The organism is Bradyrhizobium sp. (assembly GCF_047605465.1).
In the GTDB taxonomy this organism is placed as follows: Bacteria; Pseudomonadota; Alphaproteobacteria; order Rhizobiales; family Xanthobacteraceae; genus Bradyrhizobium.
In genome coordinates this window covers 24,237-49,481 of sequence record NZ_JASGFS010000026.1, presented here as the reverse complement: position 1 = coordinate 49,481, position 25,245 = coordinate 24,237, and the positions used below count along the sequence as shown (strand labels likewise).

At 65.9% G+C, this 25,245-nt stretch carries 27 protein-coding genes; 7 read left to right on the top strand and 20 right to left on the bottom strand.

Annotation, left to right across the window (positions count from 1 at the left end; all coding sequences use genetic code 11):
• Window positions 1-14 precede the first annotated feature (14 nt).
• Complete coding sequence (locus QM712_RS20035) at window positions 15-248, bottom strand: hypothetical protein (protein WP_415024864.1); 234 nt, start codon at window positions 246-248, stop codon at window positions 15-17.
• Window positions 249-638: 390 nt separating this feature from the next.
• On the opposite strand from QM712_RS20035, the gene QM712_RS20030 reads away from it, so the two are divergent.
• Window positions 639-1,370, top strand: a complete 732-nt coding sequence (locus tag QM712_RS20030; protein ID WP_415024863.1) for an SDR family NAD(P)-dependent oxidoreductase — start codon at window positions 639-641, stop codon at window positions 1,368-1,370.
• A gap of 71 nt (window positions 1,371-1,441) precedes the next feature.
• Here QM712_RS20030 and QM712_RS20025 read toward each other — a convergent pair whose 3' ends face one another.
• From QM712_RS20025 to phnG, 9 genes are read right to left on the bottom strand one after another with little or no spacing between them, the layout of a single operon-like run.
• Window positions 1,442-2,053, bottom strand: a complete 612-nt coding sequence (locus QM712_RS20025; protein ID WP_415024862.1) for a pyridoxamine 5'-phosphate oxidase family protein — start codon at window positions 2,051-2,053, stop codon at window positions 1,442-1,444.
• Window positions 2,054-2,080: 27 nt separating this feature from the next.
• Complete coding sequence (phnN, locus tag QM712_RS20020) at window positions 2,081-2,677, bottom strand: phosphonate metabolism protein/1,5-bisphosphokinase (PRPP-forming) PhnN (protein WP_415024861.1); 597 nt, start codon at window positions 2,675-2,677, stop codon at window positions 2,081-2,083.
• Window positions 2,674-3,831, bottom strand: a complete 1,158-nt coding sequence (locus tag QM712_RS20015; protein ID WP_415024860.1) for an alpha-D-ribose 1-methylphosphonate 5-triphosphate diphosphatase — start codon at window positions 3,829-3,831, stop codon at window positions 2,674-2,676. The genes phnN and QM712_RS20015 overlap by 4 nt, the downstream gene beginning before the upstream one ends.
• Window positions 3,832-3,845: 14 nt before the next feature.
• Entirely contained in the window at window positions 3,846-4,544 is a 699-nt protein-coding gene (gene phnL / locus QM712_RS20010; RefSeq protein ID WP_415024859.1) for a phosphonate C-P lyase system protein PhnL, read from the bottom strand.
• An 8-nt stretch (window positions 4,545-4,552) separates the two neighbouring features.
• On the bottom strand, window positions 4,553-5,350 hold the full coding sequence (phnK, locus tag QM712_RS20005; protein ID WP_415024858.1) for a phosphonate C-P lyase system protein PhnK: 798 nt from the start codon (window positions 5,348-5,350) through the stop codon (window positions 4,553-4,555).
• Complete coding sequence (locus QM712_RS20000) at window positions 5,343-6,239, bottom strand: alpha-D-ribose 1-methylphosphonate 5-phosphate C-P-lyase PhnJ (RefSeq protein ID WP_415024857.1); 897 nt, start codon at window positions 6,237-6,239, stop codon at window positions 5,343-5,345. The genes phnK and QM712_RS20000 overlap by 8 nt, the downstream gene beginning before the upstream one ends.
• Entirely contained in the window at window positions 6,236-7,339 is a 1,104-nt protein-coding gene (locus QM712_RS19995; RefSeq protein ID WP_415024856.1) for a carbon-phosphorus lyase complex subunit PhnI, read from the bottom strand. The genes QM712_RS20000 and QM712_RS19995 overlap by 4 nt, the downstream gene beginning before the upstream one ends.
• A gap of 3 nt (window positions 7,340-7,342) precedes the next feature.
• Window positions 7,343-7,951, bottom strand: coding sequence for a phosphonate C-P lyase system protein PhnH (gene phnH / locus QM712_RS19990; protein ID WP_415024855.1), 609 nt, complete (start codon window positions 7,949-7,951; stop codon window positions 7,343-7,345).
• A gap of 4 nt (window positions 7,952-7,955) precedes the next feature.
• Window positions 7,956-8,420: a phosphonate C-P lyase system protein PhnG gene (gene phnG / locus QM712_RS19985; RefSeq protein WP_415024894.1), complete on the bottom strand. Its 465-nt coding sequence runs from the start codon at window positions 8,418-8,420 to the stop codon at window positions 7,956-7,958.
• A gap of 106 nt (window positions 8,421-8,526) precedes the next feature.
• Between phnG and phnF the strand changes: the two genes are divergently transcribed.
• On the top strand, window positions 8,527-9,258 hold the full coding sequence (gene phnF, locus QM712_RS19980; protein ID WP_415024854.1) for a phosphonate metabolism transcriptional regulator PhnF: 732 nt from the start codon (window positions 8,527-8,529) through the stop codon (window positions 9,256-9,258).
• Between the two features lie 126 nt (window positions 9,259-9,384).
• Here phnF and phnE (QM712_RS19975) read toward each other — a convergent pair whose 3' ends face one another.
• The 4 genes from phnE (QM712_RS19975) to phnC form a co-directional block, all read right to left on the bottom strand.
• Complete coding sequence (phnE, locus tag QM712_RS19975; RefSeq protein ID WP_415024853.1) at window positions 9,385-10,233, bottom strand: phosphonate ABC transporter, permease protein PhnE; 849 nt, start codon at window positions 10,231-10,233, stop codon at window positions 9,385-9,387.
• Window positions 10,230-11,114: a phosphonate ABC transporter, permease protein PhnE gene (gene phnE / locus QM712_RS19970; protein ID WP_415024852.1), complete on the bottom strand. Its 885-nt coding sequence runs from the start codon at window positions 11,112-11,114 to the stop codon at window positions 10,230-10,232. The genes phnE (QM712_RS19975) and phnE (QM712_RS19970) overlap by 4 nt, the downstream gene beginning before the upstream one ends.
• A gap of 75 nt (window positions 11,115-11,189) precedes the next feature.
• A complete protein-coding gene (phnD, locus tag QM712_RS19965; protein ID WP_415024851.1) occupies window positions 11,190-12,125 on the bottom strand; it encodes a phosphonate ABC transporter substrate-binding protein in 936 nt (311 codons plus the stop codon).
• Window positions 12,126-12,187: 62 nt separating this feature from the next.
• A complete protein-coding gene (phnC, locus tag QM712_RS19960; protein WP_415024850.1) occupies window positions 12,188-12,997 on the bottom strand; it encodes a phosphonate ABC transporter ATP-binding protein in 810 nt (269 codons plus the stop codon).
• Window positions 12,998-13,170: 173 nt separating this feature from the next.
• On the opposite strand from phnC, the gene QM712_RS19955 reads away from it, so the two are divergent.
• Genes QM712_RS19955 through QM712_RS19945 form a run of 3 tightly spaced genes read left to right on the top strand, consistent with a single transcriptional unit; the run spans window position 13,171 to window position 15,737 of the window.
• A complete protein-coding gene (locus tag QM712_RS19955) occupies window positions 13,171-13,830 on the top strand; it encodes a chloramphenicol acetyltransferase (RefSeq protein ID WP_415024849.1) in 660 nt (219 codons plus the stop codon).
• Entirely contained in the window at window positions 13,827-15,020 is a 1,194-nt protein-coding gene (locus QM712_RS19950) for an alpha-D-ribose 1-methylphosphonate 5-triphosphate diphosphatase (protein ID WP_415024848.1), read from the top strand. The genes QM712_RS19955 and QM712_RS19950 overlap by 4 nt, the downstream gene beginning before the upstream one ends.
• An 18-nt stretch (window positions 15,021-15,038) precedes the next feature.
• On the top strand, window positions 15,039-15,737 hold the full coding sequence (locus QM712_RS19945) for a DUF1045 domain-containing protein (protein WP_415024847.1): 699 nt from the start codon (window positions 15,039-15,041) through the stop codon (window positions 15,735-15,737).
• Between the two features lie 169 nt (window positions 15,738-15,906).
• Here the strand turns inward: QM712_RS19945 and QM712_RS19940 are convergent, their stop codons facing one another.
• The 4 genes from QM712_RS19940 to QM712_RS19925 form a co-directional block, all read right to left on the bottom strand.
• Entirely contained in the window at window positions 15,907-16,848 is a 942-nt protein-coding gene (locus QM712_RS19940; protein ID WP_415024893.1) for a dihydrodipicolinate synthase family protein, read from the bottom strand.
• A gap of 158 nt (window positions 16,849-17,006) precedes the next feature.
• The gene (locus QM712_RS19935) at window positions 17,007-17,777 is read right to left on the bottom strand and encodes an enoyl-CoA hydratase (protein ID WP_415024846.1); all 771 of its coding nucleotides are present in this window, start codon (window positions 17,775-17,777) and stop codon (window positions 17,007-17,009) included.
• Complete coding sequence (locus tag QM712_RS19930) at window positions 17,774-18,142, bottom strand: MarR family winged helix-turn-helix transcriptional regulator (protein WP_415024892.1); 369 nt, start codon at window positions 18,140-18,142, stop codon at window positions 17,774-17,776. Before QM712_RS19930 ends, QM712_RS19935 begins: the two co-directional genes overlap by 4 nt.
• Window positions 18,143-18,279: 137 nt before the next feature.
• Window positions 18,280-18,939, bottom strand: a complete 660-nt coding sequence (locus tag QM712_RS19925; RefSeq protein ID WP_415024845.1) for a TetR/AcrR family transcriptional regulator — start codon at window positions 18,937-18,939, stop codon at window positions 18,280-18,282.
• Window positions 18,940-19,029: 90 nt separating this feature from the next.
• On the opposite strand from QM712_RS19925, the gene QM712_RS19920 reads away from it, so the two are divergent.
• Together QM712_RS19920 and QM712_RS19915 are read left to right on the top strand one after the other, a co-directional pair.
• Window positions 19,030-20,295 (top strand): HlyD family secretion protein, encoded by a 1,266-nt coding sequence (locus QM712_RS19920; protein ID WP_415024844.1) that lies wholly within the window; start codon window positions 19,030-19,032, stop codon window positions 20,293-20,295.
• Window positions 20,243-21,859: an MDR family MFS transporter gene (locus tag QM712_RS19915; RefSeq protein ID WP_415024843.1), complete on the top strand. Its 1,617-nt coding sequence runs from the start codon at window positions 20,243-20,245 to the stop codon at window positions 21,857-21,859. The genes QM712_RS19920 and QM712_RS19915 overlap by 53 nt, the downstream gene beginning before the upstream one ends.
• 169 nt (window positions 21,860-22,028) lie before the next feature.
• On the opposite strand, the gene QM712_RS19910 is transcribed toward QM712_RS19915, so the two are convergent.
• Both QM712_RS19910 and QM712_RS19905 read right to left on the bottom strand, forming a co-directional pair.
• The gene (locus QM712_RS19910) at window positions 22,029-23,690 is read right to left on the bottom strand and encodes a tannase/feruloyl esterase family alpha/beta hydrolase (protein WP_415024842.1); all 1,662 of its coding nucleotides are present in this window, start codon (window positions 23,688-23,690) and stop codon (window positions 22,029-22,031) included.
• 97 nt (window positions 23,691-23,787) lie between these two features.
• Window positions 23,788-25,245, bottom strand: coding sequence for a GntP family permease (locus tag QM712_RS19905; protein WP_415024841.1), 1,458 nt, complete (start codon window positions 25,243-25,245; stop codon window positions 23,788-23,790).

The following is a 25,245-nucleotide window of genomic DNA, read 5'->3' as shown; positions in this document are numbered from 1 at the left end:
GAATCGAGCCGGGTTCAGAAGGCAAGGATCGGGGCATGCGCGCGCCGGCTTCGCTCGGTGAAGATCGCGCGGGCAGCGCGCTCGGCCTCGCGCGCCGAACGGAACTGGCGGCCTTCGAGGCTGTCGAACAGGCGAGCGGAGGAGAAGAAGCGGAAGCCGCGTTCCTCGCGCGTGATGATGCCGGCGGCATGATCGTTGATCTCGATGATATAGGCGTTCGATTGGCTTTGGGGCTGAAGCTGGGACATGACTGCTCGTTCGCCGCGAATGCGGCGTTCCTGTCTGGATTTTCTGGAATGGGGTGCTGCTGGAACGCGATCAGCAACAACAACAGGCACCGGTCGCCGCCGAGACACAGCGCCGCGCCATGCACGCTTGCATGTCGACAGGATTGCGCTTGTGATCGGTTTTCATCTTTGCGGCTTCGGCTCGAGGAGCAGTTTCGATAAGCCAAATATCGAGCCAAAGGCACAATTGGTCAATGAAATGACTATCCATATTTAGCGGCGCCGCACCGGGGCGCTTCTCCCCGTGTAAGGGGCGGCAGACGGATTCATCTCGCGATGAGTTCAACCCGGGGCTACGGCCGGCATGATAAGCTGCGATCGGCACAACGGTGGAAATTGGGACATTTGGATATGCCGCATGATCTGAAGGGGCGCACGGCGCTCGTGACCGGCGGCTCCCGCGGCATCGGGGCCGCGGTGTGCCGCCTGCTGGCCGAAGCCGGTGCGACCGTGGCGATCAACTGCCGCGAGCGAATCGAGCAGGCAGAGCAATTGGCCGGCGAGATCGGCAAGCACGGTGGACGGGCCATCGCGATCGCCGCCGACGTCTCGCGGCGTGAGGCCGTCGCCGGAATGATCGAGCGCGTCACGACGGAGCTCGGGCCGGTCGACATCCTCGTCAACAATGCCGGCATCGCCATCACGCGCGGGGTCGACGATCTCACCGAGGACGACTTCGATCGCACGATCCTGGTCAACCTGAAATCCGTCTTCCTGTGCACGCAGGCTGTGCTGCCGGCGATGCGCGCGCGGAAATGGGGGCGGATCGTCAACATTTCCTCCGGTGCCGCGCGCGGCGCCGGGTCGATCGGGCCGCATTACAACGCGTCAAAAGCCGGCATGGAAGGCCTCACGCGCGGCTATGCGGCGCGGCTGGTCAAGGAGGGCATCACCGTCAACGCGGTAGCACCATCACTGATCGAGACCGACATGATGAGCGGCCAGCCCCAGCTCGTCAGCCGCATCCCGCTCGGCCGCTTCGGAACCGCGGAAGAAGTAGCGAAGGCCGCCATGCTGCTGATCGACAATGCCTACATGACGGGTCAGACCATCGCACTGAGCGGGGGAATGGCGTTCAACTGAGCGCGGCAGCTGGACCAGCCGGACTCGCGACCTCTTCCTCCTGCCGCCCTTCTGGAAGAGGGTAAGAAATATCACCACATCGTCGCGGCAGCGCGCTCCGGCCAGATGCGGTCATATTCCGCGCCACCGACCTTGTTCTCGCTCATCTCGGCGAGGATCTGGCCCGGCGTCGGCAGGGTCTTCGGGTCGATCCGCTTGTCCGGATTCCAGAGATCGGAGCGAACGATGGCGCGGGCGCACTGGAAGTAGATCTCCTCGACCGCCATCACCATCACGCTGCGCGGCGCCTTGCCCTCGACCTTGAACGAGGCCAGCAGCGCCGGATCGATGGAGAGGTGGGCGCGGCCGTTGGCCCGGACCGCGTTGCCGGAACCGGGGATCAGGAACATCAGCGACACGCGCGGATCGCGGACGATGTTGCGCAGGGAATCGACCCGGTTGTTGCCGCGACGGTCCGGCAGCATCAGCGTCTTGGGATCGTGGATGCGAACAAAGCCGGGGAGATCGCCGCGCGGCGAGCAGTCGATGCCCTCGGGTCCAATCGTCGCAAGCGCGGCGAACGGCGCCTTCTCGATGAAGATGCGGTAGAGCGGCGTGACATGGTCGGCGACTTTCACGGTCGAGGCGTCGTTGGTGGCGCCGTAGATGGCCTCGAGTTCTTCGACCGTATTGATCACCGTCATTCCACTCTCTCCTGGTTCTGCCCGTGACTATTCGTGCCAGCACTCGTTCCTGATGACGCGCACGAGCTGGCGGCTGTGATACTCGGCGGTGCCTGCATTGAGGATGGTGACGTCGGCATGGGCCGACGCGTCGTCGACGCTGCGCGCGAGGCGGTCGGCAAGGTTTCCGTCACTGTGCCGCGCGCGGGCGGCCAGGCGTTGCGCCAGCACGTCCGGAGGTGCCGTGATCGCAACCACCACGACATTGGCATAGGCCTTGCGCAATGCGCCGATCACCGTGCGCGAAACATTGGCGACGACGGCGCGGCCGGCCCGGATGTCATCGTCGATCCCGCGCGGCAGCGCGTAGGAATGGCCGTGCGCATCCCAATGCACCGCGAAATCGCCACGCTCCCGCGCACGGCGGAATTCGTCGGGGCCCAGCGCGACATTGTCTTCGTCGGCCGAGGATTCGCGTGTCACGACGCGGCGCGGGAAGACGATTTCGTGATCGTCGACGCAGGCTTCCCGCGCGAGGCGCAACAGCGTGTCCTTTCCGGCGCCGCTGGGGCCGACGACGAGCACGAGCCGCCCGGGCCCGATCGCGCCCGCCTGCTCCGGCGCGGTGATGACGGTCTCGCTCATGCGACCCTGCCTCCCTCGCGCCAGACGCTGCGGACGACGGGAACGCTGCCGGCGACACGCACCCGGATCAGGTCGGCACGCTTGCCGACCGCGATTTCGCCGCGGTCGGACAGGCCGACGGCCTCGGCGGGAGCCTTCGTTACCGTGCGGACCGCCGCGGGCAGGCTGATCGCCGGCACGTGCTCGGGCAATTGCAGCGCGCCCATCAACAGGCTCGACGGGATATAGTCCGACGACAGGATGTCGAGCAGACCCTCGCGCGCGAGATCGACCGCCGCGATGTTGCCGGAATGCGAGCCGCCGCGCACGACGTTCGGCGCCCCCATCAGGATGTCGATGCCGGCCTGGTGCAAGCCGCGCGCAGCTTCCAGCGTGGTCGGGAACTCCGCGACCGAGACGCGATCGCGCACGGCGTCGGCAACGTTCTCCTCGGTGGTGTCGTCGTGGCTCGCCAGCGGAATCCTGTACTCATGGGCCAGCGACACGATCTGACGCATGTTGGTCGCAGCATAGGCCTTCTGGTACTCGAAGCGCTTGGCGAACAGCTCGTCGAGCTCGGCATCGGTCTTGCCGCCGCCCTTGCCGCGATAATAATCGCGTAGCTTCACCTCATCGCGGAACTGGCGCTGACCGGGCGTGTGGTCCATCAGCGACATCAAGCGGACGTCGGGACGGTCGATCAGCTCCTTGGCTTCCTCGACCACGCTCGGCATCGGAATTTCGCAGCGCAGGTGCAGGAAGTGATCGGCACGCAGCAGGTCGGCGTCACGCGCGGTCGAGATCGCGGCAGCCAGCGTCCCGGCGCGGCCATCGACCTCCTCGGCGCCATCCTCCCGCCAGACCCGCAGCGAGTCGAACACGGTGGTGATGCCCGATGTGGCGAGCTGGCCGTCATACGAGACGACAGCGGCGACCGGATTCCAGAACACCTTCGGCCGCGGCACATAATGCGCTTCGAGATGATCGGTGTGGAGTTCGATCAAGCCCGGCATGACCAGATCACCGCCGGCGTCTTCCGACCCCGCCGGCGCCTTGCCTTCGCCGATCTCGGCAATGTGTCCGTCTGCAAAGGCGAGCCAGCCCTGTTCGATCACCCGGTCGGCCAGCACGATCCTGGCGTTGGCGATCACGGTTTCCTTCGGCTTGACGTTCATGTCCCTGTCTTCCTTCAGGCCGCGGCGGCAAAGCTGGTGACGTCGACGATGCGGTCGGCGATCACATGGCGGATTTCGTCGTCATGCACAATCGCGACCATGGCGACGCCGCGGCGTTTCTTCTCTCCAACCAGTTCGACCACGACGGCGCGATTGGCGGCGTCCAGCGAGGCGGTCGGCTCGTCCAGCAGCAGGATCGGCAGATCCGAGATGAAGCCGCGCGCGATGTTGACGCGCTGCTGCTCGCCGCCGGAGAAGGTCGCAGGCGGCAGCTGCCAGAGCCGCTCGGGAATGTTGAGGCGATGCAGCAACTCGCCCGCGCGGGCCTGTGCGTCGGCCCGGCTCACGCCGTTGACGATCAAGGGTTCGGCGACGACATCGACGGTGGCAACGCGCGGCACCGCGCGCAGGAACTGGCTGACATAGCCGATGGTCGCGCGGCGGACATTGAGGACCTGGCGCGGCTCCGCGGTAGCGAGATCGATCAGCGCACCGCGATGCCGGATGCCGATGCGACCGGAATCGCAACGGTAATTACCGAAGATCATCTTGAGGATCGACGATTTGCCGGCGCCGGACGGCCCGGAGAGCACGACGCATTCGCCGGGTTCGACGTGGAATGTCACACCGCTGACGACGGGCAACTCGATCCCGCCCTGAAGGTGCATCGTGAAGGTCTTCCTGGCATCGGCGACGTCGATCATGGCGGTCATCGGAGGGCTCATGGCGGCAGAATCGAGGAAACGAGGAGTTGCGTATAGGGTTCGCGCGGATCGTCGAGCACCTGGTCGGTGAGACCGGTCTCGATGACGCGGCCGCCCTTCATCACCATCACGCGATGCGACAGCAGCCGCGCGACAGCGAGATCGTGGGTAACGATGACGACCGCGAGGTGCAGCTCGGCGACGAGGCTGCGCACGAGATCCAGCAGGCGCGCCTGGACGGAGACGTCCAGACCGCCGGTCGGCTCGTCCATGAACACCAGACGCGGCTCGGTGACGAGGTTGCGCGCGATCTGGAGGCGCTGGCGCATGCCGCCGGAATAGGTGCGCGGCGCATCGTCGATGCGGGCGACGTCGATCTCGACGCGGGTGAGCCAGTCGGACGCGGTGTCACGGATGCGGCCGTAGTGATTCCATCCCACCGCCATCAGCCGCTCGCCGACATTGGCGCCGGCAGAGACCGCCATGCGCAGGCCGTGCGCCGGATCCTGGTGCACGTAGCCCCAGTCGGTGCGGAACAGGAAGCGCCGCTCGGCCTCGCCGAGCGTCGTGAGATCCCGCGTCACGCCATCGCGCATCCGGTAGGACACATGGCCCGCGCTCGGCGCGAGTTGACCCGACAGCATCTGCAGCAGCGTCGACTTGCCGGAACCGGATTCGCCGACGATCGCCAGCACTTCGCCCGGATAGAGCGAAAAGGACACGTCGCGACACGCGGCGATGCGACCATAGGATTTGCTGAGGGAGTCGGCGACGAGCAGCGGCTGGTCGTTCTCTGTCATGTGCTGATCAGCCATTAGACGTCCCCTGCGCCTTCTCCTTGTACGGCGCGGCGCTCATACTGCCGTGATGGCCGGCGGCCTGGCGGCTCTCGCAATAGTCGGTATCGGAGCAAACGAACATCCGCCCGCCCTTGTCGTCGGTGACGATCTCATCGAGATAGGAATTCTCGGCCCCACACAGCGCGCAGGGCGCGTTGAAACGGTAGGGCTCGAACGGGTGATCCTCGAAATCGAGCGACACTACCTGCGTATAGGGCGGAATCGCATAGATGCGCTTTTCGCGGCCGGCGCCGAAGAGCTGCAGCGCCGGAGAATTGTCCATCTTGGGATTGTCGAATTTCGGCGTCGGCGACGGGTCCATCACGTAGCGCGCGTTCACCTTCACCGGGTAGGCATAGGCGGTCGCAATGTGGCCGAAGCGCGCGATGTCCTCGTAGAGCTTCACATGCATCAGCCCGTACTCGGCGAGCGCATGCATGCGCCGCGTCTCGGTTTCGCGCGGCTCGAGGAAGCGCAGCGGCTCTGGGATCGGCACCTGGTAGACGAGCACCTGGTTGGCCGCGAGCGTCGTTTCTGGAATGCGGTGGCGTGTCTGGATCACGGTCGCATCTTCCGTTGCCGTGGTCGTGGCGACACCTGCGGTCTTGGCGAAGAACTTTCGGATCGAGATCGCATTCGTGGTGTCGTCGGACCCCTGGTCGATCACCTTCAGCACGTCCTGCGGGCCGAGGATCGCGGCTGTCACCTGCACGCCGCCGGTGCCCCAGCCATAAGGCATCGGCATCTCGCGGCTGGCGAACGGCACCTGATAGCCGGGGATCGCGATCGCCTTGAGGATGGCGCGACGGATCATCCGCTTGGTCTGCTCGTCGAGATAGGCGAAGTTGTAGGCGGGCGCGTTCATTCCGCGGCCTCCTTCATGGCATCGGGCGCGTTGGCCTCGGCGAATTCCTTGCGCAGCTTGCGGAGCAGGCCGAGCTCGGACTGGAAGTCGACGTAATGCGGCAGCTTCAGATGCTCGACGAAGCCGGTCGCCTGGACGTTGTCCGAATGCGACATCACGAATTCTTCATCTTGCGCCGGTGCGAGGGCCTCTTCACCAAGCTCGCGGGCGCGCAGCGCGCGATCGACCAGCGCCATCGACATGGTCTTGCGCTCGCTCTGGCCGAAGGCAAGGCCGTAGCCGCGAGTAAAGCAGGGAGCTTCCGTCGCCGAGCCCTTGAACTGGTTGACCATCTGGCACTCGGTCAACTCGATCGAGCCGAGCGGCACGGCGAAGCCGACGTCTTCCGCGGAGAACTCGACCTCGACCTCGCCGAAGCGAATCTCGCCGGCGAAGGGATGGTTGCGGCCATAGCCGCGCTGGGTGGAATAGCCCATCGCCAGCAGGAAGCCCTCGTCGCCTCGCGCGAGATTCTGCAGCCGCAGATCCCGGTCGGCCGGGAAGTTCAGCGGCTCACGCGTGAGGTCGCCGACGCTGGCGCCCTCATCGGCCCGCGGCGAGGATTCGATCAGGCCGTCACGACCGAGAATGTCCGTGACGCGCGGCGTCGCGGCTGTCGACGCTTCTGCGGTCGCGGGCGACTCGGGCACAAAGCCCTCGGCGAGCGTCGGATCGAGCAGCCGGTGCGTGTAGTCGAAGGTAGGCCCGAGGATCTGGCCGCCGGGAATGTCCTTGAAGGTCGAGGACACCCGCCGCCGCACGCGCATCTTGCCGGTGTCAACGGGCTCGCTCGCGCCGAAGCGCGGCAGCGTCGCGCGGAAGGCGCGGACCAGGAAGATCGCTTCGATCAGATCGCCGCGCGCCTGCTTGATCGCGAGCGCCGCGAGCTCCCGATCGTAGAGCGAGCCTTCGCTCATGACGCGGTCCACGGCGAGACCCAGCTGCTCGGAAATCTGGTCGAGTGTGATCTCGGGAACGCGCTGGTCGCCGCGCCGCGCATTTGCGAGCAGGCGATGAGCATTCTCTATGGCGCGCTCGCCGCCCTTGACTGCGACATACATGCTCTAGCTTCCCTTGTTCACGACGCGGGTGGTGCGGGGAATTGCGACCACCGCGTCGTCGGCCACCAGCACCACGTCGATGCCGCGCGGAAACAGCGCCTCGTTGACACGCAACCGCTCGAACAGATCGGCAGGCCTGATCGCAGCCTGGAGCGTCGCGACACCGTCGATACCGGGGCCGCGCAGCTCGAAGCTGCGGCCCGCATCCAGATTGTCGACCTGAAGAATCACCGTGGTCGAACGATCCGGATATTCGCTGGTGCCGAGCGCGAAGCGCTCGAGCGTTGGAAGTGCGGCACCATCGCCGATCAGCGCGAAACTCGCGATGGCGGAATCCTGCACCACCGGCGCGCCGGTGTGGAACTTCATCCACTTCACGACCTCGGAGCTCTCCGCCATCCGCTCGTCAAGCCAGAGCGGCGTGTCGTGATCGAACAGCGTCAGCGCGATCGCGGCCGTGCCGCGCATCATCGGACCTGGCGTTCCCGCCATCGGCACGATGCGCTGGACCGATCCCGGCCGCGCCATCGCGTCCATGACGGAACGAAAGGTCGACTGCGCCGACAACACCTTGTCGGCAAACCCTGGCGGCAGTTCCGCAATCGTGGTCATGGCCTCACCCCTCACCGCGCACCATGGTGTAGAAATCAACCTTCGTCGCAGCGGTCTCGGCCGCCGCCTGCTTGCGTCGAATCATAAGCTGCTCGCGCAACGGCGCGATAACGTCCCGCTCGACGGCCGCGCCAAAGTCCCGCGACTGCACCAGCGCATCGCACAGCGCGATCAGCCGCGCTTTCTCACCGTCGCGCCCGAGCGTGTAACCGAAGCCGACTTCACCGCTCGCAAGCCGCACCGCGGCGCGCGACACCGTTGCTTCGCCGAGGTTGAACGGCGCACCGTCGCCGCCGACCCGGCCGCGCAACATCACGAGGCCGTTTTCCGGCGCGCGCAGGTCCTGATGGGCGGGGAGGGCAAAGTTGCGGAGGCGGGCGGCGATCTCGCCCGCCTCCGCGTGCGCCAGCACGGCCATTGCGGCCTGGCGCTGGGCTTGCTGGTTGTTGTGCTGGGTCACGGAATTCACCGAACTTGCCGAATTCAAGTTGTCTATGATAATAGACAACTTGATACGCAAGCGCCATGACTGTTTCGTGACAAAGGTGTGATTTCTGGAGTAGGTTGCCCGCGACATGAGCATGCAGGACACCGCCTCCTCAGGCGTCGCGTTGTGGCGCCTCGTTGCCGACGGCATCGAACGCGGCATCGCCGACGGCCGTTTTGCCGCCGGCGACAAGCTGCCGGGCGAGATGGAGATCGCCGAGACCTATCGCGTGAATCGCCACACTGTGCGGCGCGCGCTGGCCGCGCTTGCGGAGCGCGGGATCGTTCGTGCCGAGCGTGGCAGTGGAACCTATGTCGAGGCGCAGCGCCTCGCCTATCCGCTGCGCTCGCGCACACGCTTCTCCGAGATCGTCGGCGCCGAGGGCCGCGAACCGCGCGGCCAGTTGATCGAAGCATCCGAAGACGTCGCGACCCGCGAGCTCGCGCGGGAACTGGGACTGAAAGTCGGCGCGCCGCTGGTGCGGATCGAGGCGATACGCCTCGCCGACCGGACGCCGATCTGCGTTTCGACCACCTGGCTCTCGGCGGGACTGTTCCCAGGCGCGGGCAATGTCTTTGCCGCGACTCGCTCGATGACCAAGTTGCTCGAGCATTACGGCATTCACGACTACCGCCGCGGCGCGACCCGCATCACGGCCGGAATCGTCGACGCGACCGATGCCGCACGGCTCGACCTTCCGCTGGGACGGCCGATCCTGGTGGTCGACGCGACCGACCACGATCTCGAGGGCAAGCCTCTTGTGACCAAGCATTCGCGCTTTGCCGCGGAACGGGTGGAGTTCCTGGTGGAGAACGGCTGAGCGGGCTACCTGGACAGATCTCGCAGGGTGGGCAAAGGCGCAAAGCGCCGTGCCCATCATCCTTCCGCGGTTTCTGAGCAAAGGTGGCGGGCCACGCTTCGCTTTGCGCACCCAACGGCGGCGCGATCAGGCTACCGCGCGCCGGCCGATGATGGCGAAGCGGAGCTTGCCCGAGATGAAATCGATCGCTGCGACCGCGACCAGAATCATCAGGATCAGGAACGACACCTTCTGCCATTCCAGGACACGGATCTGCTCGGCCAGCTGGAGCCCGATGCCGCCGGCGCCGACGATGCCGATGATGGTGGCCGAGCGCGTATTGGATTCGATGAAATAGAGCACCTGGCCCGCGATCACGGGCAGGACCTGCGGCATCAGACCGAACCGGATCTCGTGCAGCGCACTGCCGCCTGAGGCACGGATCCCCTCGACCTGCTTCCGGTCGGCGCCCTCGATCGCTTCCGAGAACAGTTTGCCGAAGGCGCCGAAGTCGGACACGGCGATGGCGAGCACACCCGCGAACGGGCCAAGCCCGACGACGTTGATCCAGACCAGCGCCCAGATCAGTGTGTCGACGCCGCGGATCGAATCGAGGAAGCGCCGGACCGGAAAGCGCAGGACGTTCGACGGCACCACATTGCGCGCCGCCAGCAGGCTGACCGGAAGCGCGAACATCGCCGCGAGCGTCGTGCCGAGCAGCGCAATGGAAAGGGTCTCGCCCAGCGCCTTGAGATAGACCGGCAGAGATGAACCGGGATCCGGCGGGATCATCATCATGCTGATCCAGCCGAGCTGGCTGAGGCCATTGAAGAAACGCGACGGCGAGAAGTCGAGATCGACGAGGCCGTAGACGAAGATGGCGAGCGCGAGGACGATCATCGCCGGCGTGGCGAGGCGTGCCGAGGCCGGCCGCTCGAACACATCGGGATAACGCGCGCGAATTTGGGCAGTGTCGACGTCCTGCGGCCCGGTCACGTCCGCGCCTCCTTGCCGAAGAGGCGGCCACGCAGCCAGCCGGTCGTGATGTCGATGATGAAGACGGTCACGATGATGGTGAGAAGGATCGCGCTGACGTCTGAATAGTAGAACTTGCGGATCGCGACGACCAGCTCCTGGCCGATGCCGCCTGCTCCGACAAAGCCCATCACGGAAGCCTCGCGAACGTTGATCTCGAAGCGCAGCAGCGCGTAGCTGGCATAGCCGGCGGTCACCTGCGGCACGATCGCGAAGCGCATGCAGGAGAGCCAGCTCGCCCCGGTCGAGCGAATGCCCTCGACCGGCTTCATGTCGGCATTCTCGACGATCTCGGAGAACAGCTTGCCGAGCGCGCCGGTGGAGTGGATCGCGATCGCGAGCACGCCGGCCATCGGCCCGAGCCCGAAGGCGATCACGAAGATCAACGCGAAGACGATGCCGGGAACGGTGCGGGCGAATTCGAGCAGCCGCCGCACCGTGAACCGCAGCCACGGCGCTGGCGAGGTGTTCTCGGCGGCGAAGAAGTTCAGGGCAAAGGCGAAAGTCGCGCCGATCAGAGTTCCGACATAGCTGATCAGCAGCGTCTCGCCGAGCATCTTCAGCCATTTGCGCCAGCCCCAGAACCACTCGCCGAGATCGGTCCAGACGCGCTGGCCGCTGTCGAGGGTGAGAATGCGATCGAAATAGCTGAGGAAGTTGCCGAAATAGGTGAAGAGCGTGCGCAGGTTCACTTCCGCGCCGATCGCGGCGAGAACCAGCGCCGCGGCGAACACCACGACTCCGAGCAGGAGACGCCACCGCTTGCGCGCGACCGCCTGACGATAGGCGGAATTGAGCGCGGCCAGTTGCTGCTCAGGGAGGATCGAAACCGCAACGGTCATCTGGTCAGACGGAGTGGCCGGTCAAAGAGAAAGAGCCGGGTCGTTCGACCCGGCTCGAGTGACGTGGTCCCGAGATCAGGACGCCTTCTTCTTGCGCAGCGCGTCGACGAACTTGATCAGCTCGATCGTGCCGTCCCAATCCTTGGTGGTGGCGGGATGAAAACCCTTCTTCTGGCCGTCGGAGAGGCGCTCGAAAGCGGCCTTGTCCTTGGTCGGCGCGTCGAAGAAAGCCTTCGCGATCGCGGCCTTGGCGTCTTCCGGCAGGTCGGAATTATAGGCATAGGGGCCGTTGATGATCGGCGCCGACTTGTGGATGATCCGGAAGTCGTCCTTCTTCATCGCCGAACCGTCGGCATTCTTGAGCATGCCCTTGGTCAGCATCTGCGCGAGCGTGGAATCGTCGTCGCTGGTCCACTGGTTCGCCGCAACGTCGACGGTGCCCTGCGCCAGCGCCAGCATCGCGTTCTCGTGGCTGCCCGTGAAGACGACCTTGCTGAAATAGGTGTCGGCATCCGGGATGCCCATCTTGTCGAGCTCGAAGCGCGGCACGTTGTTGCCCGAGGTCGAGTTCGGATCGACCAGGCCGAGGTTCTTGCCCTTGAGCTGATCGACGCTCTTGTAGGGGCTGCTCGCCTTGACGAAGAACACGGAGTAGTAGCCAGTCGAACCGTCGGCGTTGATGTCGTTGGCGAACGCGTCAGTCTTGACGCCGGTCAGGCGCGCGCGCGCGAACGAGGCCGAGCCGTAGCTGGCGATGTGGATGTTGCCGGCGCGCTGACCTTCGATCACCGCGGCATAGTCGTTGGCGATGCGCAGCGTGACCTTCACGCCGAGCTCCTTCGACAGATAATCGACGAACGGCGACCAGCGCTCGGTGACGCCGGAGGCATTCTCGGCCGGAACGACCGCGAAAGTCAGCTCCGGATACTTTGCCTTCCAGTCCTGAGCGGAAGCGGAGGCCGTGAAGGCGAGCGCGGCGGCGCCGGCCAGAACGAGTCTGCGAGTGATCATAGTACCCTCTTGATCGGTTGAGATCGGTTGACGCAAAACTGATAATTACGTTTCGGCGTGGCTCAGGCGGCCGCAGCCGTCCCGAGCGCCGGAACACCGTCGGGCGCAGGCGCGGACGAGCCGCCCATCACTTCGGCTGCTTCGAGATCGTAGAGCTCCCGTGCGACGAGATCGGTGAGCGCGGACGGCGCGCCATCGAACACGACGCGGCCCTGCGCCATGCCGATCAGGCGGTCGCAATAGGTGCGCGCCAGGTCCAGCGAGTGCAGATTGCAGAGCACGGTGATGCCGAAGTGCTTGTTGATGCGCAGCAGCGCATCCATGACGATCTTGGTGTTGCGCGGATCGAGCGAGGCGATCGGCTCGTCGGCCAGGATGATATCCGGCTGCTGGACGAGAGCGCGCGCGATCGCAACACGCTGCTGCTGGCCGCCGGAGAGCTGGTCGGCACGCTGGGCCGCGAGCGAGGCCATGTCGAACTGTTCCAGCGCGGACATCGCCAGCGCCTTGTCGTCCTCCGGCCACGTTTGCGTCAGCGATCGCCACGCCGGCATCGTCGCCAGCCGTCCCATCAGCACGTTGGTCAGGACGTCGAGACGGCCGACCAGGTTGAACTGCTGGAAGATCATCGCGGAGCGCGCCCGCCACTGCCGCAGCTCCTTGCCGCGCAACGCGGTGACTTCGATGCCGTCGAACAGGATGCGGCCCTGCGTCGGTGTCACGAGCCGATTGATGGTTCGCAGCAGCGTCGACTTGCCCGCACCGGATCGTCCGATCACGCCGACGAAACCGCCGGGGGCAATTTGAAACGAAGCGTCGTCCACCGCGGCTTTTGCGCCGAAGCGGCACGTCAGACCTTCCACCACCAGCATGCAGGGCTCCACAATAGCTGGCTGCCACCGCTAACGCCGGCGCTTGACAGTCGTGTGACATGGCCGTCGCACTGCGGCGATGCTACACACCTCGTCCCCTGTCATGGCTTCGTCATGACATCGTCATCATGCCGCTCGAAGAGAAACGCCCGCCCTCGACTTTCGGATGCATCATGGTTGCCAAAGCGCTCTCCGTTCAACCGACCGTCGATCCCACGGCGAAGCTTCACGAGACGCGGCTCGGCGCCTATACCGAGGTCGGCGCACGCACGATACTGCATGAAGTCACGATGGGCGACTATTCCTACGTCGTGAACGACGCGCAGATCACCTACACGACGATCGGGAAGTTCTGCTCGATCGCGGCGATGACGCGCATCAACCCCGGCAATCATCCGATGCATCGCGCCACGCAGGCCCATTTCACCTACCGCTCGAGCGCCTATTTCCCCGGCGAGAGCGACGATTCTGAATTCTTCGACTGGCGCCGCCAGCATCATGTCCATATCGGCCATGACGTCTGGATCGGCCACGGCGCGGTCGTGCTGCCCGGCCGCAACATCGGCACCGGCGCCGTCATCGCAGCCGGCGCCATTGTGACCAAGGACGTGCCCGCCTACACCATCGTTGCGGGCAATCCCGCTCGAACCGTGCGGCGGCGCTTCTCGGAAGAGGTCGCCGACCGTCTCGCCCGGCTGTCCTGGTGGGACTGGGATCACGACAAGTTGCGTTCAGCGATCCCCGATTTCCGCAAGCTCGGGATTGAAGATTTCCTCTCGACATACGAAGCACGGGCCAATTCCCCTGCCAGCAAACAGAGCGCGGTCGCGTGACAGATATTTTCCTCGAGGGCGGCCGGGCCCTGATCGGCGCAGAATTCGTCGAAACCTCGCTCGCCGTGTCCGGGCAGGATATCGCGCGGATCGGATCCCCTCGCGGCCGCGCCGGGCTAGCCATCGACGCACGCGATCTCCTGGTGCTGCCCGGCATCGTCGATCTGCACGGCGACGCATTCGAGCGGCAGATGATGCCGCGCGCCGGTGTCGACTTCCCGATCGACGTTGCGCTCGCCGACAGCGACCGCCAGGCGATCAGCAACGGCCTCACGACGGTGTTTCACGCCACGACCTGGTCGTGGGAGCCGGGCCTGCGCAGCGGGGACAATGCGCGGCGCCTGCTGGAGGCGATCGAGCGCCATCGTCCGCAATTCGCAGCCGACACCCGCTTCCATCTGCGACACGAGACCTACAATCTCGACGCCGAGGACGAGATCGGCCAGTGGCTCGCCGAGGGCCGCGTCGACCTGTTTGCCTTCAACGACCACATGGACGGCACCGTTGCCGACATGGCGAAGCCACGCAAGCGCAACCGGATGGTCGAGCGGACCGGATTGTCGAACGAGGAATTCGACCGGCTGGTCGGCCGCGTGATCGCGCGGGCGACCGAGGTGCCTGGTTCGGTGTCGCGGCTCGCGACGGCCGCCCGCACCGCGGAGGTGCGCATGCTCTCCCATGACGACGCGACGCCGGCAATGCGCCAGGGCTTTCGTACCATGGGCGTGACGATCGCCGAGTTTCCGATCAACGAGGAAACGGCACGAGATGCCGCGGGCAACGGCGACGCCATCGTCTATGGCGCTCCGAACGTGGTTCGCGGCGGCAGCCATACCGGCTGGACCAAGGCATCCGACATGATCGCCAAGGGGCTCTGCTCTGTGCTGGCCTCGGACTATTATTATCCTGCGCCTTTGCTCGCGGCATTCCGCCTCGCCGCGGATGGTGTGCTGCCGCTCGCCGAGGCCTGGAGCCTGGTCTCGGCCGGGCCTGCGCGCGCGGCCGGCCTTACCGATCGCGGCGTCATCGCGGACGGGCGCCGCGCCGATATCCTGCTGGTGGACGACAGCGTGGCGCTGCGGCCACGCCTCGTCGCGGTGATCTCCGCCGGGAAACTCGTGCACCTGACCGATGCGACACGACTGCTCGGCGCGGCGACAACGCCGCACGAGGCTGTTGCCGCTGCATAAACCGGTTATGCTCGCGCCATGACAGGTTTCCCCCGCTACGCGGTCTATTTCGCCGCCGGCGCCGAGAGCGCCCTCTCCCGCTTCGGCGCCGCACTGCTTGGTTATGACGCCCACAGCGGCAACGAAGCGCCGTTCCCGCGCGAGGCCCTGCACGTTGCGCAGGACTGGCGCGACATCACCATCGACCCCCGCAAATACGGCTTTCACGGCACCCTGAAGGCACCGATGGCGCTGGGATCCGGCAAGACAGAGATCGAACTGCTCGCCGCCTGCGCGAGATTTGCGGATACGGCGCGACCGATCCCGGTGATCCGTCCGGTCGTCGATTCCATCAGCGGCTTCATTGCCGTGATCCCAGCCGAGCCTGTCCAGGAACTCCAGCAACTCGCTGCCGGCTGCGTCCGCGAATTCGACCCGTTCCGCGCCGCGCTGACGGCGGAGGACCGCGCACGTCGCAAGCCCGAGAAGCTGAGCGAGCGGCAGCGCGACTATCTCGACCGGTGGGGCTATCCCTACGTGATGGAGGAATTCCGCTTCCACATGACGCTCACCGGACGCCTGGATGCGGACCGGCGCGGGCCGATCGTGGAGATGCTGCGGGCGCGGTTCGCGGCGCTGAAGCTGGATACGTTGTCGATCGATCGCATCGCTTTGTTCAAGCAGGACGATGCGAAGGCGCGCTTCCGCATCGTCGGCGAATGGGCGCTGACGAAATAAGCGAAAATCCGCTCGCCAAACTCAGTGTCGTCCCGGCGAAGGCCGGCACCCATCATCACAGGGTCGAGTTTGGCGACGGCTCGAAGCGACCATCTCGCTCACAGCCCCCGCGGATCATGGGTCCCGGTCCGCGCCGGGACGACGGCGGAAATTTGGCTGGCGCCGCGGACTATTTCCCCCACCGCAACGCCAGCGCGTTTCGCTCCCCGACCAGTTCCAGCAACCCGGCACGCGTCGCGGGATGCAGCGGCTGCAAGGGATGGCGCACGGTGTCCGACTTGATCACGCCACCGGCCTGCATCATCACCTTGCAGGCGATCAGGCCGCATTGGCGGTTCTCGTAATTGATCAGCGGCAGCCAGCGTTCATACGCGGCCTTGGCCTCGTCGCGCTTGCCCGCGAAATAGGGATCGATGATCTGGCGAATACCGTCGGGATAACCGCCGCCGGTCATCGCGCCGGTGGCACCGGCGTCGAGGTCGGCCAGCAGCGTGATCGCCTCTTCTCCGTCCCAGGGACCCTCGATGTCCTTGCCTCCGGCTTCGATCAGGCTCCTGAGCTTTGCGGCCGCGCCCGGCACCTCGATCTTGAAATAGCGGATGTTGGCGAATTCGCGCGAGAGCCTGGCGAGCAACTCCACCGACAGCGGCGTGCCGGCGACCGGCGCATCCTGGATCATGATCGGAATCGTGATCGCGCCCGAGAGCAGGCGGAAGAACTCGACGATGCCCTTCTCGGGCACCCGGAAGGTCGCGCCATGATAGGGCGGCATGACCATCACCATGGCGGCGCCGGCCGCTTCAGCCTGCTTGCTGCGCGCGGCGCAGACGGCCGAGCTGAAATGGCTGGTGGTGACGATGACAGGCACCCGTCCCGCGACATGCTCCAGCACGGCATGCATCACAGTCTCGCGTTCGGCATCGGTGAGTACGAACTGCTCGGAGAAATTGGCAAGGATGCAGAGCCCGTGCGAGCCGGCGTCGATCATGAAATCGACGCAGCGGCGCTGTCCGTCGAGATCGAGCTCGCCGCGCTCGTCGAAGATGGTGGGAACCACCGGGAACACGCCGCGATAGGGGCGCTGGACCTTGGGCAGCGGCGTGACCGGCATCGAACTCTCCATCCCGATGGTCTTCTGCATTGGCCGAACCCGCAAGGCGCGGCGTCACAGATGTACCCGCGGCCGGAAGGGGCGGCAATGCCATTCGCGGCGTAGGGAGGGAGCATGCCGCGCGACACGGGTGTGACCTCGTAACCGGCTGCCTTGCCTCACGCGACCTTGGTGAAATCCGGCGGCCGGCGCTCGGCGAAGGCGGTGAAGGCCTCGCGCGCCTCGGCTGTGCGAAGGCGCTGGGCGAACTGTTCGCCCTCCGCATTCATCTGCGCGACCAGCGCCTCGCCGTTGCGCATCAGCCGCTTGGTGGCGGTGAGCGCGCCGGCCGGCTGGCGGGCGAGACGCCGTGCGAGCGCGAGCGCCTCGGCGTCGAGCTTGTCGAGCGGCACGACCCTGTTGGCGAGGCCCCATTCCAGCGCGGACCGGGCCGGAACGGTCTCGCCGAGCGCGAACATCTCGTAGGCGCGCGCGTAACCGATGCGGGCCGGCATCAGCAGGCTGGAGGCAGCTTCCGGCACCAGCGCCAGGCTGACGAAGGGCGTCGACAATTGCGCGTTGTCGGCGAGCACGACAAGATCGCAATGCAGCAGCATCGTGGTGCCGACACCGACGGCGCGGCCCTGCACGGCGGCGACCATCGGCCGGGTGCAGCGCGCCAGCGACTGGATGAAGCGCACGACGTTGCGGCTGCCCTCGGACTTGCCGGCGGCCACCGCTGCAAACTCGCCGACATCGTTGCCTGCGGTGAACATGTCGCCCTCGCCGCGGATCAGCAGCACGCGCGCGGACGGATCGGATTCGGCGGATTCGATGGCGTCGGCGAGCTTGCCGTACATCGCGTCCGTCAGCGCATTCTTCTTGTCGGGACGCGCCAGCGTGAGAGTGACAACGCCGTCGTTGTTCTCGATCCGGACATGCTCGGTCATTCGTCTGCTCCTCGTGGAAATCTGGTTTGAATGCTCGTCAGCCAGCGCGCGACGATTTCGATCTCGGCGCCGGTGAATCCTTCCGTCAACGCCGCGTTGACCGCGGCGGCGTTGGTCTTGGCCTGCGCGAGCACGGTGCGTCCCTTCGGCGTCAGGAAGACCCGCCAGGCGCGTCCGTCCTCGTTGTCGGCGCGCCGCTCGACCAGCTTGACGGCCGCCGAGCGATCGACAAGGCCGGAAATGCCGGCCGGACCGAGGTCGAGCGCAGCACCCGCCTCCCCCATCAGGACGCCGTCCTGCTTGCCGAGGGTGAACAGCAGCCCGGCCTGCGCCGGCGTCACCTCGCTGCCGGGTTGCGCCGCCATCCAGCGCTGCAACCTTCGTTGCGCGACGTTGAGGAGATAGATCAGCCGATGATGCCTCGTCGCGGTCAAGCGCGCTCCGATTTATTTCGCACGCGAATTATCTAGTCGAATGAATCATGATTGTCAAAAGCGGGCCGCTAAGCCCGCGGCGCGCGGCTACCGTCGAGGAAAAGGACGGCGCAGACGCGAACACGGCGTTCGATCTGCTTGCGCGAGGGCAAGGGCACACCGCCGAACAGCGCAGCACGTTGCGGAGCCGACGCGATCATGCCGATGAGAATGCCGGCGGCCTCCTCCACGTCGTCGATCGCGATCCGCTTGTGCCTGACCTGGATGCGCAGCCAGCCGGCGAGCGCTGTCACGGTTCGAGAGATCCCGTTCTTGTAGAAATTCGCGGCAAGTTCGGGGAATGCAGCCGATTCCTGCAACACCATGCGCTGCAACGCCACGACTTCCGGATCGAGCGCGAGATCGGCGCAGGCAAGCAGCGCGGCGCGAAGACCGGTCTCGATATCGACCTCGTCATTCGCCTGGAGATCGACCGCGGAGAGAAGACGCTCGAGCCGGTCCGCGCACATTGCCTCGAACAGCGCAGCCTTGCCGGGAAACAGGCGATACAGCGTCTTGGTCGAGATGCCGGCGCGGCGCGCGAGCGCTTCGGTGCTGGTCGCGGCATAGCCGTCGCCGGCAAAGGCCTGCCGTGCGGCGTCCAGGACGATGTGCCTCGTCTCTTCGTCGCTGCGTGCTTGCGGCCGCCCGCGGGGACGGCATTCGGTTTCCGGTTTCGCCTGAGCCATGTCTTTAAATGATGCCTGTCATTCCATTGACACTTCCAAAGCTAGTCCTATTTTGGAAATCGTCAAGTTTCCTAATTCAGGGAGCCGGCCATGACCGTGCACACCAATCCGTCCAAGACCGAAGCTGCCGTGGTTCCGACCGATGCTCCCGAGGGCATATTGCCGCGCGCATCGGCACCCGTGCGCAGCAAAAAGCTGAACCTTCGCAAGCTGTTGCTGATCGGAGTCGCGGCCGCCGCGCTGGCGGGCGCAAGCTGGTACGGCCATGACTACTGGACGGTCGGCCGCTTCCTCGTGTCCACCGACGATGCCTATGTGAAGGCCGACAACACCACCATCGCCCCGAAAGTCAGCGGCTACCTCGACCGCGTCGCCGTCGGCGATAACGAGCATGTGAAGGCCGGACAGGTCCTGGCCAGGATCGACGATCGCGACTTCAGGGTCGCGCTCGACCAGGCCAGGGCCGATGTCGCCGCCGCGAACGCGACGGTGACCAGCAAGGAAGCGCAGCTCGAGGTTCAGGAAGCCGTGATCGCCGCCGCCAGGGCGACCATCGATGTCGACAATGCAGCGAAGCTTTTCGCCAAGCAGGAGAACAAGCGCTACACCGACCTCGCGGCAACCGGTTTCGGCAGCGTGCAGAACGCGCAACAGGCGCAGGCGCGCGACGCGGGCGCCGATGCCGCGATCCAGCGCGACGCCGCCAATCTCACCTCCGCCCTCAAGCAGGTCGATCTGCTCAAGGCGGAGATCACCCAGGCCAGGGCGGCTGCCGCCCGGGCGGCCGCCCTGCAGCAACAGGCCGAACTCAACCTCAGCTACACCCAGATCGTCTCGCCGATCGACGGCGTGGTCGGCAACCGTACGCTGCGCGTCGGACAGTACGTGCAGGCCGGAACGCAGCTGATGTCGATCGTGCCGGCCGAAGGCGCCTATGTCGTCGCCAACTTCAAGGAAACCCAGCTCACCAACGTCGTTGCCGGACAAAAGGTCGAGATCGAGGTCGACACGTTCCCGGGCAAGGTCGTGCACGGTCACGTCGATTCCATCGCGCCGGCCAGCGGCCAGGAGTTCGCCCTGCTGCCGCCCGACAACGCCACCGGCAATTTCACCAAGGTCGTGCAGCGCATTCCCGTGAAGATCGCGCTGGATGTCGAGACCTCGCCTGCGATCGCGCTGCGCCCCGGCATGTCCGTGATTCCGACGATCGCAACACGCTCGACGCCGACCGCGCAAGCGGCAACGACGCCCGAGACAACGAAGACGACGTCAAAGGCAAAGCTTGTTTCCGGAGGGTCGTGCCATGTCAACCAGCCTCACGATTTCGACGCCCGCAACATCGGCCGCGACGCCTGATCGCACCGCCGTCGATCCCAATCGCGCAAGCGCCACGATCTGGGTCGCCGTATTCGCGGCGATGATCGGCGCCTTCATGGCGATCCTGAACATCCAGATCACCAATGCCTCGCTGCTCAACATCGAGGGCGGCATCGGCACCGGCGTGGACAACGGCTCCTGGATCTCGACGTCGTACCTGATCGGCGAGATCATCGTCATTCCGCTCACCGACTATCTGTCGCGGGTGTTCTCCTTCCGCAACATCATCCTGAGCTTCGCGACGCTGTTTGCCGCATTCTCGGTGGCTTGCGCCTTCACCCACGATCTGCCCTCGATGATCGCGATGCGTGGGCTGCAGGGCTTCTTCGGTGGCGTGCTGATCCCGATGGCCTTCACGCTGGTGTTCACCAAGCTGCCGAAGGGCCAGCAACCGATCGGGCTTGCGATGTTCTCGCTCGCCGTCACCTTCGCGCCGGCGATCGGCCCGACCATCGGCGGCTACCTCACCGAGAATTACGGCTGGCAGACCATCTTCTTCGTCAACGTCGTGCCGACCGCAATCATGGTGATCACGCTGTTCTTCACCCTGGAGCGCCAGCCCTTGAATCTCGGCTTGCTGCGCGAAGGCGACTGGTTCGGCATCGCGACGATGGCGGTCGGCCTCGCCTCGCTGCAGGCCGTGCTCGAGGAAGGCAACAAGGATGACTGGTTCGGCTCGCCCTTCATCGTCCGGCTCGCCATCGTCGCCGCGGTCAGCCTGTCGCTGTTCATCTACAACGAGCTGGTGGTCGAGAAGCCGCTCCTGCGCCTGCGGCTCCTGACACAGTGGAATTTCGGTGTCGGCACGATTGCCGCCGTGTTCCTCGGCTTCGCGCTGTTCGGCTCGGTCTATCTGCTGCCAGCCTATCTCGGCCAGGTCCAGGGCTACAATGCCGAGCAGATCGGCAACGTGCTGGCATGGACCGGCCTGCCGCAGCTGCTCCTGATCCCGCTGGTGCCGAAGCTGATGCAGCGCTTCGACGCGCGCTACATCGCGACGGTCGGCCTGCTGCTGTTTGCCGCGAGCTCCTTCATGAACGTCATGATGTCGCTCGACTATTCCGGCGACCAGTTCTTCGTTCCGAACGTGGTTCGCGCCGTGGGCCAGGCACTGACGCTGGCGCCGCTGTCGGCGCTCAGCCTCGGCAGCGTTGCGCCGCAGGATGCGGCCGCCGCCTCCGGCATCTCTAACATGATGCGCAATCTCGGCGGCGCGATCGGGACAGCGACGCTCGCGACCATCGTCACCAAGCGCGAGCAGTTTCATTCCAACATCATCGGGCACTCGGTCACGCTCGGCCGCGAGGAGGTCCGCGCCCGCATCGCGCAGCTCACGAACTACTTCGTAGCGCACGGCGTTCCCGATCCCAACGCCGCACGCGAACAGGCCATCATCGCGCTCGGCAAGATCGTCAAGCGTCAGGCGCTGGTGATGGGCTTCTCCGACACCTTCGCCGTGATCGGCGTGATGCTGGTGCTCGCCGCAATCGCGGTGCTGCTGACCCGGCGCGTGAAGTCGGCCGGCGGCGGTCCCGCGCATTGAAGCATTCACGGGAGGCCGTCATGTCCTGGGCATCCGAAGTCTTCGTAGCTCGGGAGAGGACGTGGATGGCCGGGACAAGCCCGGCCATGACGCTGTGAGACACCGCCCGCAGCCAACGATCATCTCACATTCGGTCGTCGCGCCGGGGGACGAGATGAAGGCGCGGTCGTTACGGCGCGCAAGTGAAGCTCGAGGCTTCCGTCACCGGGCCGGATTTGTGGTGCGGCCAGGACGGCCAGCGGCACAGCGGTAGCGCGCGGAGCGTCGCGAATGACGGCGCCTCCGCCTTCTGCTCGGTGACATCGAGATCGCCGGGCGCGCTGCCCTTCTCGACCCAATCCACGAGCACACTCAGCATGTCGACATTGGCCGGTGCGCCGGAGCCGACGTGATCGACGCCAGGCGCGGTGTAGAGCCGCGCGAATTCCGCCGTCTCGGCCTTGCCGAGCTTGCGCTCGATGCTCTCGAAATAGCGGATGCCCGCATAGGGGCTCTGAGCGTAGTCGGCCATGTGCTCGAGCATGACCAGCCGGCCACCGCGGGCGCGAAAGCGGCTGAGATCGGGATCTGTCGAATCCATCAGGTTCGAGACCTCAAGCAGCCGCGCCTTGTGCTCTTCCACCTTGTAGGTCGTCACATCCAGCTTCGGATCGCGCGCGAACACGTATTGGATGCCGCCGGCTCCGTAAACCCAGGCAATGCCGTTGTTGGGCGCGGGCGGCTGCGCCGGGGGCGCGGTGCCGAGCCACCAGGCGATCCAGCCCCCGGTCGGACCGATCGCCGGCGTGTCCTCGCCCGAGACGCCCCAGCCGGGATAATCGTCGAGGCCGTTGGCCAGCGCGAACGGGAATTTGTAGGTCGCATGCAAGGTGTTCACGGCGTTGATCTGTGCGTCGGTGAGACACCGATCACCGCTTTGGCCGGCGCCGCAGCGCAGACTCTCGACCTTGAACGCGGCCTTGCAGGCCACGGGGTTCTGCACAAGCGCATCATCGGAGCCGTCGGCCTTGTCGCAGGTGGCACGGACCGCGTCGGCCACCAGCTTCACCTGCGCCGGGTTGATCCAGCCATCGCCCATGGTGGCGAGGCCGGAGCGCGTGCCCGCATGCTGCAGCCCGACCCAGTTGATCACCGGCACACGGGCGAAGATGCCGTCGAAATCGTCGGGATAGCGCTGTGCCATGGTGAGGCCCTCGCGGCCGCCTTCAGACGAGCCCATGAAGTACATCTTCTCGGGCTTCCGGCCGTAGGCGCGCTCCATCAGGGCGACAGCCGCGTCGCGGACCTTCTTGTAGGCGCGATGGGCGAAATTCTCGAAGGCTTCGTCGTTCAGCGCGAACAGCTGCGGCGGCTCACCCGGCTTCGATTCGTGGCCCGAATCCGTGCCGTAAGTCACGAAACCGCGTGCAAGCGGCGACGGCTTGTCGAACGGATAGGCCGGCGGCAAGCCGAGCCCGGTGATCAGCACGCCGTTGAAGCCGCCACCGCCGTATTGCACCGAGCGCCCGTTCCATTCGACGGGAAGATTGACCTGGAATTTGATCGGCGGCGCCTTCGGATCGGTCGGCTCGATATGGCCGAGAACCTTGCAGAAGGCGGGATTGGCCGGCGTGATCCGTCCCAAGGGGGTCGGCCCGCGCTCGGCGACCACGAGTTGCGAGGGCGACTGCAACGCCGCGGAATCGATCTTCACGGCATCGGCGCCGCCAGCGAGCCCCTTGCAGACCGCGTCGGCATCTTGCGGCAATATCGCCGCGGATACGGCATTCGCGCCCAATGCGGTCAACGCCCCCGCGAGCAGCACACCAAATCCCGCACCCGTTCGCGCCATCGTTTCTTCCCTTTTGGTTTTCTTGCCCGATCCAAAGCGAGCAGCCGCATTCAATGCGACCTTCATCGCCTCGTCAACGAAGGACATATGTTCGCAGTCAGAACGATCCCAACATGCTGCCGGCACCGATCACGACGACCAGCGCCAGCAGCGACGACACGATGCCGACCATCACGATGTCGACATAGCTGTCGCGATGCGTCAGGCCGCAGATCGCGAGCAGGCTGACCACGGCGCCGTTATGCGGCAGGATGTCCAGCGTACCGGAGCCGATCACCGCGACGCGATGCATCAATGCGAGATCGATGCCGGATCGCGCCGCGAGGTCGACATAGGTCTGGCCGAGCGCGTCGAGCGCGATGGTCAGGCCTCCCGACGCGGAGCCCGTCAACGCGGCCAGGATGTTGGTCGCCACCGCCAGCGACACCAGCGGACCGCCCTCGATCGCCAGCACCCAATCCCGCACGATCGTGAAGGCGGGCAGCGAGGCGACGACGGCACCGAAGCCGACCAGGCTGGCGACGCTGAGCGCCGGCAGGACCGATGCATTCGCGCCGGCATCCATCGTCTGCCGCAGCTCCGGCAACCGCGACCAGTTCAGCGCGATGGTCGCGACGATGGCGGTCGCCAGCGCGACCGCAACGGACCACACGCCCGCGACCGCGGCCAGCGACGTGTTGCCGAAACGCGGCTCGGCCAGATAGGCGACGTCGAGCCGCGGCAGCACCACCAGCGACATCACGAGATTGACGGCCACGACCACGATCAGGGGCAGGATGGCGCTCGCGACCGGCGACGGCTTGCCGCTGCGGTGTCCGTGCTGCAGTTCCGCCGGGTCGAACTCCCGCGCTGTCGTCGCGCGCTCGCGCACGAGTTCATCGGCAACGGCGCGTTCGGTCACGTCCTCCGTACCTTCGTCGCCATAGCCTTCCCCGGAGCGCCGCGCCGCCGCTTCTGCCCGACGCAGCCACCACAGCCCCGTACCGAGCATGACAATTGAGGCCAGGATGCCGAGGCCGGGCGCGGCAAAGGGAGTCGTACCGAAGAACGGCATCGGGATCGCATTCTGGATCGATGGCGTGCCCGGCAGCGCCGACATGGTGAAGGTGGAGGTGCCGAGGACGACCGCGGGCGGAATCAGCCGGCGTGGAATCGCGGCCGCACGAAACAGGGACCGGGCCATTGGCACGATGACGAAGAACGCGACGAACAGGCTGACGCCGCCATAGGTCACGGCCGCGCCGGCCAGCACGACGGCCAGGATCACGCGCCGCTCGCCCAGGCGCTCCGCCATGAAGCCCGCAACCGAGGTCACCGCGCCGCTGTCGTCCATGAGCTTGCCGAACACGGCACCGAGCAGGAAGATCGGGAAGAACTGCGCCAGAAATCCCGCCGCGCTCACCATGAAGACCTGGGTCAGGTTGGCCAGCAGCGGCTCGCCGCCGAACAGCGCGGCGATGAGCGCGGCGAAAGGCGCCAGCAGGAGCACGCTCCAGCCGCGAAAGGCGAACAGCACGAGCAGGCCGAGTCCGACGAAAAGGCCGAGAAGACCCAT

Excerpts from the sequence above, each read along its gene's own strand:
- QM712_RS20035 (WP_415024864.1), bottom strand. The coding sequence starts at position 248 with ATGTCCCAGCTTCAGCCCCAAAGCCAATCGAACGCCTATATCATCGAG.
- QM712_RS20030 (WP_415024863.1), top strand. The coding sequence starts at position 639 with ATGCCGCATGATCTGAAGGGGCGCACGGCGCTCGTGACCGGCGGCTCC.
- QM712_RS20025 (WP_415024862.1), bottom strand. The coding sequence starts at position 2,053 with ATGACGGTGATCAATACGGTCGAAGAACTCGAGGCCATCTACGGCGCC.
- phnN (WP_415024861.1), bottom strand. The coding sequence starts at position 2,677 with ATGAGCGAGACCGTCATCACCGCGCCGGAGCAGGCGGGCGCGATCGGG.
- QM712_RS20015 (WP_415024860.1), bottom strand. The coding sequence starts at position 3,831 with ATGAACGTCAAGCCGAAGGAAACCGTGATCGCCAACGCCAGGATCGTG.
- phnL (WP_415024859.1), bottom strand. The coding sequence starts at position 4,544 with ATGACCGCCATGATCGACGTCGCCGATGCCAGGAAGACCTTCACGATG.
- phnK (WP_415024858.1), bottom strand. The coding sequence starts at position 5,350 with ATGGCTGATCAGCACATGACAGAGAACGACCAGCCGCTGCTCGTCGCC.
- QM712_RS20000 (WP_415024857.1), bottom strand. The coding sequence starts at position 6,239 with ATGAACGCGCCCGCCTACAACTTCGCCTATCTCGACGAGCAGACCAAG.
- QM712_RS19995 (WP_415024856.1), bottom strand. The coding sequence starts at position 7,339 with ATGTATGTCGCAGTCAAGGGCGGCGAGCGCGCCATAGAGAATGCTCAT.
- phnH (WP_415024855.1), bottom strand. The coding sequence starts at position 7,951 with ATGACCACGATTGCGGAACTGCCGCCAGGGTTTGCCGACAAGGTGTTG.
- phnF (WP_415024854.1), top strand. The coding sequence starts at position 8,527 with ATGAGCATGCAGGACACCGCCTCCTCAGGCGTCGCGTTGTGGCGCCTC.
- phnE (WP_415024852.1), bottom strand. The coding sequence starts at position 11,114 with ATGACCGTTGCGGTTTCGATCCTCCCTGAGCAGCAACTGGCCGCGCTC.
- phnD (WP_415024851.1), bottom strand. The coding sequence starts at position 12,125 with ATGATCACTCGCAGACTCGTTCTGGCCGGCGCCGCCGCGCTCGCCTTC.
- phnC (WP_415024850.1), bottom strand. The coding sequence starts at position 12,997 with ATGCTGGTGGTGGAAGGTCTGACGTGCCGCTTCGGCGCAAAAGCCGCG.
- QM712_RS19955 (WP_415024849.1), top strand. The coding sequence starts at position 13,171 with ATGGTTGCCAAAGCGCTCTCCGTTCAACCGACCGTCGATCCCACGGCG.
- QM712_RS19945 (WP_415024847.1), top strand. The coding sequence starts at position 15,039 with ATGACAGGTTTCCCCCGCTACGCGGTCTATTTCGCCGCCGGCGCCGAG.
- QM712_RS19940 (WP_415024893.1), bottom strand. The coding sequence starts at position 16,848 with ATGCCGGTCACGCCGCTGCCCAAGGTCCAGCGCCCCTATCGCGGCGTG.
- QM712_RS19935 (WP_415024846.1), bottom strand. The coding sequence starts at position 17,777 with ATGACCGAGCATGTCCGGATCGAGAACAACGACGGCGTTGTCACTCTC.
- QM712_RS19930 (WP_415024892.1), bottom strand. The coding sequence starts at position 18,142 with ATGGCGGCGCAACCCGGCAGCGAGGTGACGCCGGCGCAGGCCGGGCTG.
- QM712_RS19925 (WP_415024845.1), bottom strand. The coding sequence starts at position 18,939 with ATGGCTCAGGCGAAACCGGAAACCGAATGCCGTCCCCGCGGGCGGCCG.
- QM712_RS19920 (WP_415024844.1), top strand. The coding sequence starts at position 19,030 with ATGACCGTGCACACCAATCCGTCCAAGACCGAAGCTGCCGTGGTTCCG.
- QM712_RS19915 (WP_415024843.1), top strand. The coding sequence starts at position 20,243 with ATGTCAACCAGCCTCACGATTTCGACGCCCGCAACATCGGCCGCGACG.
- QM712_RS19910 (WP_415024842.1), bottom strand. The coding sequence starts at position 23,690 with ATGGCGCGAACGGGTGCGGGATTTGGTGTGCTGCTCGCGGGGGCGTTG.
- QM712_RS19905 (WP_415024841.1), bottom strand. The coding sequence starts at position 25,245 with ATGGGTCTTCTCGGCCTTTTCGTCGGACTCGGCCTGCTCGTGCTGTTC.